Annotated in this window: 11 protein-coding genes and 1 tRNA gene; all 12 read left to right on the top strand. The window is 27.1% G+C overall.

All coding sequences use genetic code 11. From position 1 onward, the window contains the following. Positions 1-555: oligopeptide/dipeptide ABC transporter ATP-binding protein (locus CPX_RS02305; RefSeq protein ID WP_161802337.1), on the top strand; the 555-nt coding region annotated here is incomplete at its 5' end. A gap of 4 nt (positions 556-559) precedes the next feature. After that, complete coding sequence (locus tag CPX_RS02300) at positions 560-1,363, top strand: ABC transporter ATP-binding protein (protein ID WP_053521556.1); 804 nt, start codon at positions 560-562, stop codon at positions 1,361-1,363. Positions 1,364-1,746: 383 nt separating this feature from the next. Next, entirely contained in the window at positions 1,747-2,289 is a 543-nt protein-coding gene (gene infC, locus CPX_RS02915; RefSeq protein WP_084007118.1) for a translation initiation factor IF-3, read from the top strand. A gap of 36 nt (positions 2,290-2,325) precedes the next feature. Continuing rightward, positions 2,326-2,514, top strand: a complete 189-nt coding sequence (gene rpmI, locus CPX_RS02290; RefSeq protein WP_017191898.1) for a 50S ribosomal protein L35 — start codon at positions 2,326-2,328, stop codon at positions 2,512-2,514. Positions 2,515-2,551: 37 nt separating this feature from the next. Then, complete coding sequence (gene rplT / locus CPX_RS02285; protein ID WP_053521555.1) at positions 2,552-3,241, top strand: 50S ribosomal protein L20; 690 nt, start codon at positions 2,552-2,554, stop codon at positions 3,239-3,241. Between the two features lie 34 nt (positions 3,242-3,275). Further along, a complete protein-coding gene (locus tag CPX_RS03400; protein ID WP_235443252.1) occupies positions 3,276-3,518 on the top strand; it encodes a hypothetical protein in 243 nt (80 codons plus the stop codon). Next, positions 3,500-3,910 carry a hypothetical protein gene (locus tag CPX_RS03395; RefSeq protein WP_235443251.1) on the top strand — a complete coding sequence of 137 codons (411 nt, stop codon included), beginning with the start codon at positions 3,500-3,502 and terminating at the stop codon, positions 3,908-3,910. Before CPX_RS03400 ends, CPX_RS03395 begins: the two co-directional genes overlap by 19 nt. Before the next feature lie 39 nt (positions 3,911-3,949). Further along, positions 3,950-5,011 carry a M42 family metallopeptidase gene (locus tag CPX_RS02275; protein WP_053521554.1) on the top strand — a complete coding sequence of 354 codons (1,062 nt, stop codon included), beginning with the start codon at positions 3,950-3,952 and terminating at the stop codon, positions 5,009-5,011. A gap of 105 nt (positions 5,012-5,116) precedes the next feature. Then, positions 5,117-5,263 (top strand): 50S ribosomal protein L34, encoded by a 147-nt coding sequence (rpmH, locus tag CPX_RS02270; RefSeq protein WP_017191894.1) that lies wholly within the window; start codon positions 5,117-5,119, stop codon positions 5,261-5,263. 75 nt (positions 5,264-5,338) lie between these two features. Beyond that, positions 5,339-5,674: a ribonuclease P protein component gene (gene rnpA, locus CPX_RS02265; protein ID WP_053521553.1), complete on the top strand. Its 336-nt coding sequence runs from the start codon at positions 5,339-5,341 to the stop codon at positions 5,672-5,674. A gap of 29 nt (positions 5,675-5,703) precedes the next feature. After that, positions 5,704-7,329 (top strand): YidC/Oxa1 family membrane protein insertase, encoded by a 1,626-nt coding sequence (locus tag CPX_RS02260; RefSeq protein ID WP_053521552.1) that lies wholly within the window; start codon positions 5,704-5,706, stop codon positions 7,327-7,329. A gap of 422 nt (positions 7,330-7,751) precedes the next feature. After that, positions 7,752-7,835, top strand: a tRNA-Tyr gene (locus CPX_RS02255). Positions 7,836-8,060: the final 225 nt, after the last annotated feature.

The following is an 8,060-nucleotide window of genomic DNA, read 5'->3' as shown; positions in this document are numbered from 1 at the left end:
ATATGTCAAAGAATAGTTATAGCTATTGCACTAGCTAATGAATCAGAAATATTGATTTGTGATGAACCCACTACTGCTCTAGATCCTATCGTGCAAAAACAAATTTTAGAATTAATTAAAAAAATTACCAAAGAACGTCAATTATCAGTTATTTTCATTACTCATGATTTAGGTGTTATTGCAAGCATTGCTGATCGAGCGGCAGTTATGTACGCTGGTAAAATTGTTGAAATAGGTCAAATAAACGAGATTTTTTATAACGCTCATCATCCTTATACTTGGGCTTTATTACAATCTATGCCAAATTTAAATACTAAAGAAGAAAATTTAAATTTCATTGAAGGTCAACCGCCTGTTTTAACTTTTTTCCCTCAAGGAGATGCTTTTGCTCCTAGAAATCCTTATGCTTTAAAAATAGACTTTGAAAAAGAACCTCCTATGTTTCCGATTAGCGCTTCTCATTTTGCTGCCACTTGGTTACTCCACCCTTCGGCACCTAAATATGAAGCGCCTGCATTTATCCAATCATTAAGAAGAAAAGGAGGTTTTATTTAATAAAATGTTCGAAAAAACAGTTTTAGACTTTAATAATATTTCTTTCACTTTTCCTAATGGTTTTGAAACTTTAAGAAAAGTTAATTTTAAAATTAATAAAAACGAAATTGTGGGCTTAGTAGGAGAGTCGGGCAGTGGAAAAACTACTATTGGTAAAATTATTACAGGTATTCACCTCCCTACCAAAGGTAAATTGTTTTTTCATAATGGCGATAAAAATTATTTATTAGCTGAAAATAACAAAAAAATTAAAGACAATAGAAAACTACTTTTAAGCGAAATACAAATGATTTTTCAAAATCCCGAAGCTGCCTTGAATCCGAGAGCGTTGGTAAAAGAAATTTTGGCCGAAGGTCTTTATGCGCAAAAAATCAAAGATAAGCAAATTATTGATGAAAAAATTAAGAAAATGATCACTTTAGTGGGTTTAAACGAAAGCGATTTATATCGTTTCCCTCATCAATTTTCAGGCGGACAGCAACAACGTATTGCTATCGCTAGATCTTTAATAGTAGAACCTAAATTAATTGTTGCCGATGAACCTGTTTCTGCTTTAGATGTTTCTATTAAAGCACAAATTATTAATTTATTGAAAGAATTGAATCAAAAATTATCTTTAACTATGCTGTTCATTTCTCATGATTTATCGATTGTTAAATATTTTTGCAACCGTATTATAGTGATTTATAAAGGTCAAATAGTGGAAGAAAAAACTAGCGATTTATTGTTTTCAAACCCTGAACACCCTTATACTAAAAAATTAATTGATGCTATCTATGAACCTGATCCGCACAAATATCAAAAATAAAACTAAATTTTTTTTCAATAATTTAGTTTTATTTTTACGACATTAAGAAAATATTGAAATTTTTTTCGGTTTAAAGATGTAAGGTCAATATTTTCTCGTTGATAAAAGGTATTTTTATTGTATAATTAATTTGTATTAAAAAAATGTGAAAATGAAGAGATTCTCTCCTCTGCCTGAAAAATTATGATAATTTTTAGGCGAAAAGCGCAATAAATTTAAATAATAGTTGTCTTTTACAACAGCTAAATAAAATTTATTTTTATTATGATTTTATCCGGAGAGTACTTTATAATAAGTACTTTTTTGTTTTAATTTAGTTTTTTATAAAATGAAATATTTTGAAAAAAATATTATTTCTAAAAAAGGAGTTTATTCGATATTAAATACAAAAAAATAAAAAAGATAATTTAAAAGTTGATGTTTTATTCAATGAAAATATACCTTACGGAGAACATTTAGTTATTGATGAAAAAGGCGATAAACTAGGCGTTTTTGAAAAATCAAAAATACTTGATTTAGCTGATTCTAAAGATATAGATGTTGTCTTAATTAATGGTAATTCAAATCCTAAAATTGTCCGTTTGATGGATTATTCTCAATTTTATTATGATCAACAAAAAAAATTAAAGAAAATTCAAAAAAAACAAAATATAACGGTTTTGAAAAAACTGCGTATTAGTCCTAATATTCAAGCTAATGATCTAGAATACAAAGTTAAAAAAGTTCGTGATTTTTTAGTTAAAGGCGACAAAGTGAAAATAACTATGTTTTTCCCTGGAAGAATGATAGTTCACTCAGAATTAGGTAAAAAAGTTTTTCAACAAATTATATCTGATTTAAAAGATGTATCTAAAATTGATTTATTTCCGAAATTAGAAGGTCGTCAAATGTCGGCTCTTTTAGTCCCCTTAATTTCTAAAAAATAAAATAACTAAAATTTTCGTCAATATAAGAAGGTAATTATGATAAAGAAAAAAACTCATAAAGGTTTAAAAAAACGCATCAAAATCACAGGTACAGGCAAATTTTTCAGAGGACATGCTTATAAAAATCATTTAGCAGGTTCTAAAACAACTAAACAAAATAGACAATTAAGAGGAATTGTACAAGTTGATCCTTCTGATGTAAAAAGAATTAAACATCTTATTTAATATAATCCAACATTAAACTAAGAAAGAAGGGAAAAAGATGGTTAAAATAAATTTTGTTAACGCAAGACACAAACGTCGTAAAAAAGTATTAAAATTAGCGAAGGGTTATTTCGGTTCCAAAAGCACTCTTTATAAAACAGCTAACGAACAAGTGATGCGTTCGCTTCAGTACGCTTACAGAGATAGAAGACAGAAAAAACGTAATTTTAGAAAATTATGGATTACTAGAATTAATGCTGGTTGTGTTAACAACAAAATTAGTTATTCACGATTTATTCATGGTCTTTTATTAGCCCAAGTAGAAGTTAATCGTAAAATATTGGCTGATATTGCTTATCAAGAACCCGATATGTTTGCTAGTTATGTTGAATTAGCTAAAGAGTATTTAGCAAAAAAAGAACTTATTTTAGCGCAACAAAAAACTAATAAAACTCCAAAACAAGAGGAAAAAAATACATCAGAAAAAACAACAAAAAAAGAAGTAAAAGTTCAATTAGAAGAAAATCCACCAGTTGAATCAACTGTTGAATTGACTGAAGAAGCGCCGGAAAAAGTTAAAGTTGCGCAAGAAGAAACAGAAGTTGAAAAAAATGAAGAATTAGACTTAAACAAAATGCTTGTAACAGATTTAAAAAAATTAGCTAAAACACATAATATAGATGACGTTTCTAAAATGAAAAAAGCAGATTTGATTAAATCTCTTGAAAAAGTTATTAAGAAAAATTAACTTTATAATACATAAGAAAGGTGTTTTATGATATATGGAAATGAAAAAAAAAAGTCCTAAATGCAAAACCGTTTTGAACTTATTAAAAGCAATTTTTTCTTTTGTTGCTGCTTGTTCTTTATGGAACCCTACGAAAATTGAATACCAAGGGTGGCAATTGAGCAATATTTTATTAGCTATTTCTATTATTTTGTTTGCTTATTTTTTTGCTTTCGCTAATTTAAAAAAAATAAAGGTTTTATCAAGTTTTTATTCTTTATGGAAAGTGCGGTTTTAAGTTTGATTTCTGTTGGCTTATCTGTAAAACCTTTAATTCACAATGAATATTTAGCTAAGATGTTAGAATTGACTAATATCATCGCTTATATCTTTATAGTTCATTTTTTAATTCAAATTTATGTGCATTATACTAAAAAAGAACAAAAAAAATCTAATTTTGCCTTTTTTTCCTATTTGATTCTTTTCGGGTTAAGTTCTTATTTATTAGGAGCAAAATTTGACTTGCAAAATACTATTTTAAAATCTTTATCAGTTACATTAGCAGTTATATTCTTCGTTTACCTATTCTTGTTTGTTAAAGGTGTTTATAAAGTTATTAAAGAAACAAAACAATTGAAAAAAAAAGAACAATCGAAAAACGATTCACAACCTAATGGCAAAACCGTTTAACGAACAAACTTACAATCAATAAACTAAAGGAGATTTGTCGTGTCTGATTTATTACAAAAAATGAAAGATTTAACCATGTTGAATGGTATTTCTGGTCAAGAAAAAGCAGTTAACCAATACATTAAAAATAATGTAGAAGGTCAAGTTGATAAAATTGAATACGATAATTTAGGTAGTTTATTAGCTTATAAAGGCGATAAAGGACCTAAAATAGTTCTTGCTGGGCATGTTGATGAAGTTGGTTTGATGGTTAGCGAAATCACTAAAGAAGGTTTTGTTAAATTTCAAACTATCGGCGGTTGGGTTTCTAAAGTCATGTTAGCCCAAACATGGCAAATAAATACTAAAAAAGGTGTTTTATTCGCCGTTACAGGCGCTAAACCTCCTCATTCTTTGGCTTCGTCAGAAAGATACAAAACACCCGAAATGAGCAGTTTATTTTTAGATTTAGGTGTACAAAATAAAGAAGAAGCTGAAGAATTAGGTGTAAGAGTAGGGGATATGGTTACTCCTTACACAGAGTTTAGAACTTTAGGTAATTCTAACTTTTTATTAGCGAAAGCGATTGATAATCGTGCCGGCGTTTTATCGGTGATGGAAGTGTTAAAAACTTTAAAAAACAATCCTAACCAATGTGTTGGCGCTTTTACAGTACAAGAAGAAGTTGGTTTAAGAGGTGCAAAAACTAGTACTAATAAAGTTAAACCCCAAATAGCTATAGCTGTTGATGTAGGAGTATCAGATGATGTTCCGGGCGATAAAAACGTTTCTAAAAAAGTTTTAGGACAAGGCCCTCAATTATCTTTTTTCGATCAAGGTTTGATCGCTCATAAAGGGCTAAGAGATTATATTATGAAAATAGCTCAAGAAAATAAGATACCTTTTCAAGAACCGCTTCCATCCGGAGGAACAACTGACGCCGCTTCTATGCATACACAAAACGAAGGTGCAGAATCTGTAGTCATTTCTATTCCGACTAGATATATTCATTCTCACGCTTCTATCATTCACAAAGAAGATATCGAAAACACAATCAAACTTTTAGTTTTATTGGTGCAAAAATTAGATGATAAAAAAGTAAAAGAAATTTTATTCAATTGATAAAATTTTACCATTTAAGTTCGCTATTAACGGAAGTGATCTTAAATTTTTAATATTTTTTTTCAACAGTAATTAACAAAAAAATAAAGAAGGTTTGGCATTTTTATGAAAAGAACATATCAACCAAGTAAAATTAAAAGAAGAAGAACACACGGCTTTAGAGCAAGAATTGCCACTGTTGGCGGTCGTCGTGTTTTATCTGCAAGAAGAAGAAAAGGGCGTGCAAAATTAACTGTTTCATCGGTTAATTAAAAATAATTTAGATAAATTTATTATTTATTTTTTAAAATAAATTTAAGATAAAAAAGGATAATATAAATTTTTATCATGAAAAGAAAATTTATTTTAAGAAAAACTAGTGAAATCGATTTGATTTTTAAACTTAATAAAAATAAAAATATCAGAAATGGTTTTTTTACGTTATATTATGCTAAAAATAACCATTTTAAACATTTTAAATTTGCTTTAAGTATTGGTAAAAAATACGGCAAATCGCACGAAAGAAATTTAATTAAAAGACGTTTAAGAATGATTATTTATCAAAATATGAATATGATCAATCCTCATACGTCTTTCGTTCTTGTTATTAAACCAAAAGCGAAAGAACTTGATTTTGTCGGATTATCTAAATATTTCTTAATTTTAATCAAAAAAATTTCTTAATTGTTTTTAAATAAGGATATTTTAATAATATGAGTAAAAAAAAATTACCGTTTAAACAAATACAAAAAATTTTAACCTTTCTTTCGATAACTATTTTATTATTTATTTTTTTCCAATGGACTTTTCCTTCTAAGAAAAACATAGAAGAGTTAAAAGACGCTGACATCAAGATTGTTTTTAATCATGATGTCAGCGTTGCAGATCAAACTAAAACATTGGAAGGCATGAAGGAAAAATTAAATGATCCAGAATCTTTTAGTTTTGCCGATTATTCAAATTATGTTAATATTTTTCAAATTGGTATTCAAAATAATAAAAATATCGTTGTTAGACAATGGAATAAAGAAGATTTTAACCCTCTTGAAACAAATGAAAATAGTAGAAAAATGATAGACGCTTTTAAAAAAACATTAAAAGATAAAATAGATGCTATATTATTAAATAAAACAGATTATTTTTTCTCTTTTGAAAAAGAACTTGATGAGAAAAAAAATCCTCCAGCAAACGTTGTTAAACAATTTTTCACTATCAAAAGAGGAACTAATTTTGATTACGCTTTAGGTCAAAACGATTATGACAAGGTTAACAAACAAAAATTGTTGGTTTATAAGATAGATTCTGATAAATCTGTTAAAATTGTCACAAATTTTGAAATTTTCAAAGATAAAGATAAGACAGAAAAAATTCATGCTGATGATTATAACAAAGCAATCAGAGAGAAAAAAGATGACAATGGCGTCTTCAATTATTTTGTTTTAAAAGAAGACGCAACAAAACAAAAAGATTTAAACTTAAAATTATTTGTAGACGATTCTGGCGACTCTCCTATCCAATGGCCTTCTAAATTAAGATGGACTGGCATTTTAGGGTGGGGTTATATTTGGAATGTTTTAATCATTTTCATCGGTTCTTCTTTAGACTTTTTCTCCAACGTCTTTGCCGGCAAAGAAGATGGTATTTTTTTCGGTAATTTAGGGTTAGGCATCGTTTTAACTACTATTTTGATCAGAACTTTATCGTGGCCGATCTATACTAAAACTAGTTCCTTTTCTTTGAATATGAGTTTAGCTCAACCAGAAATAGATAAAATCAGAGCTAAATACGTTTTAAGAAAAGACAAAGCGTCTATGCAGCAAATGCAAATGGAGATAATGAAAGTATATAAAAAATACAATTTTAATATTTTCGGCATTTTTATAACTTTTTTACAAATGCCTATTTTCATCGCTATGTTAAGGTCTTTAAATCGTTTCCGTGTTTATGGCGGAATGTTCATTCCTCGCACTGGAAAACACTTTTTAGGTTTTATTAATTTAAATCCTGTAGAAGCTGATCTTATTGTTAAATTAGTTTTATCTCTTTTCGTTGGTATAAGTATGTTTTTCTTAAACAAATTAAGTTTAAAAAAACCATCTTATTTAAAACAAAATACTAAAATTTTAACTTTAGAACAACAAACACAAAAAAAAGCTCAAGAAAAAAGTATGAAGGTTTTCAGTTATATGATGATCGGATTAATGACTTTTGCTTCTTTCAAAGATGTAACTTTATCTTTATATTGGGTTGTAGGGAATTTATTCACTATAGTTCAAACAATTATTAATCATAAATTAATGGAAAATAAATATATTTTATTAAAAAAACAAGGATTATAAAATATTTTTATTTTCTTTTTTTGCATTTTTTTATTTTGGTTTTTGGCAGACGTTGGTGATTAAATTTCTTCATAGGAAGTTTGGATAAGCAATCGTCAAACAACCATTAAATAAATCACTTCAATTGATAGTCTTTTTTCGATCAAAAAAGACTTTTTCTAAATAAAGTTGACAAAAATGTATTACTTTGGAAAAAAAATACGTTTTAAAGAGTCTTTTTGTGAAAAGAAAAACTCCTATAATAGGTGATTTTATCTTGAAAAAAAATAACAACCAAAGTTATTTTGCCATCTATAAAAAAAATATATTTTTTATAAAAAATATGTAATTTTTTTTATTTAATATGTTAAAATCAAATAGTAAGTTTTTCAAATAAATTTTTATTTGATGTATTTTGAAATTTTCAAAAGCAACTTTTCTTTGGAGGGGTAGCGAAGTGGTTAAACGCAGCAGTCTGTAAAACTGTTCCGTGAGGTACGTTGGTTCGAATCCATCCCCCTTCACCATTATTAAATTTTTTTAAATAAAATGTAAAAAAAGATTGAAATAATTGATTTTACATGTTATAATTAATTTGTTAGTTTTGTGAATTGATTTTTTTCAATCGCATTAATTAATAAATAAAAATAATTTTTTAATTCTTTGAAAACTGAAGATGACATTTTATTATAATTTTTTAAATATTTAAATCATTAAATTTTCTTTTTTAATGAATTTGTTAAAAAAGAAAA

The organism is Candidatus Phytoplasma pruni, assembly GCF_001277135.1.
Classification (GTDB): Bacteria; Bacillota_I; Bacilli_A; order Acholeplasmatales; family Acholeplasmataceae; genus Phytoplasma; species Phytoplasma pruni.
This window is presented reverse-complemented; position numbering and strand designations above follow the sequence as displayed.